General features: G+C 56.6%; 1 protein-coding gene. It reads left to right on the top strand.

What is annotated here, in order from left to right; genetic code table 11:
* On the top strand, positions 1 to 1,176 hold a 1,176-nt coding region (gene tuf, locus GG681_RS17605), incomplete at its 5' end, for an elongation factor Tu (RefSeq protein WP_153549349.1).
* Between the last annotated feature and the right edge of the window lie 15 nt (positions 1,177 to 1,191).

The following is a 1,191-nucleotide window of genomic DNA, read 5'->3' as shown; positions in this document are numbered from 1 at the left end:
ATGGCTAAGGAAAAGTTTGAGCGTAACAAACCGCACGTTAACATCGGCACCATCGGCCACGTTGACCACGGTAAAACCACGCTGACCGCAGCGATCACCAAATACTTTGGTGACTTCAAAGCCTACGACCAGATCGACGGCGCACCCGAAGAAAAAGCCCGCGGCATCACCATCTCGACCGCCCACGTTGAGTATGAGACCGAAACGCGTCACTACGCACACGTTGACTGCCCCGGCCACGCTGACTATGTGAAAAACATGATCACCGGTGCGGCGCAGATGGACGGCGCGATCCTGGTTGTGAACGCAGCCGACGGCCCGATGCCCCAGACCCGTGAGCACATCCTGCTGGGTCGCCAGGTTGGCATCCCCAAAATCGTCGTGTTCATGAACAAAGTTGACCAGGTCGACGACGAAGAGCTGCTGGAACTGGTGGAAATGGAAATCCGCGAGCTGCTGTCTTCTTACGACTACCCTGGCGACGATATCCCGATCATCGCGGGTTCCGCTCTGGCAGCGATGGAAGGCAACAAGCCTGAAATCGGCGAAGAGAAAATCAAAGAGCTGATGGCGGCTGTTGATGACTACATCGACACCCCTGAGCGCGCTGTTGACCAGCCGTTCCTGATGCCGATCGAAGACGTATTCTCGATTTCTGGCCGTGGTACTGTTGTGACCGGTCGTGTTGAGCGTGGCGTGATCAACGTTGGCGAAGAGATCGAAATCGTTGGTATCCGCGACACCACCAAAACCACCTGTACCGGTGTTGAAATGTTCCGCAAGCTGCTGGATAGCGGCGAAGCGGGCGACAACATCGGCGCACTGCTGCGTGGTGTTGACCGTGACGGCGTTGAGCGTGGCCAGGTTCTGTGTAAGCCAGGTTCGGTTCAGCCGCACACCAAGTTCGAAGCAGAAGCCTATATTCTGACCAAAGAAGAAGGTGGCCGTCACACGCCGTTCTTCGCGAACTACCGTCCTCAGTTCTACTTCCGTACAACTGACGTCACCGGCACCGTTACTCTGCCCGAGGGCACCGAGATGGTTATGCCTGGCGACAACCTGAAGTTCGACGTTGAACTGATCGCACCGATCGCGATGGAAAACGGTCTGCGCTTTGCGATCCGCGAAGGCGGCCGCACCGTTGGCGCGGGCGTTGTGTCCAAAATCACTGAGTAATCACTCGTTGATATG

Source organism: Tritonibacter aquimaris (assembly GCF_009617595.1).
GTDB classification, from domain to species: Bacteria; Pseudomonadota; Alphaproteobacteria; order Rhodobacterales; family Rhodobacteraceae; genus Epibacterium; species Epibacterium aquimaris.
The sequence above is the reverse complement of the archived record's forward strand: the minus strand, read 5'-3'. Positions and strand labels throughout refer to the sequence as shown.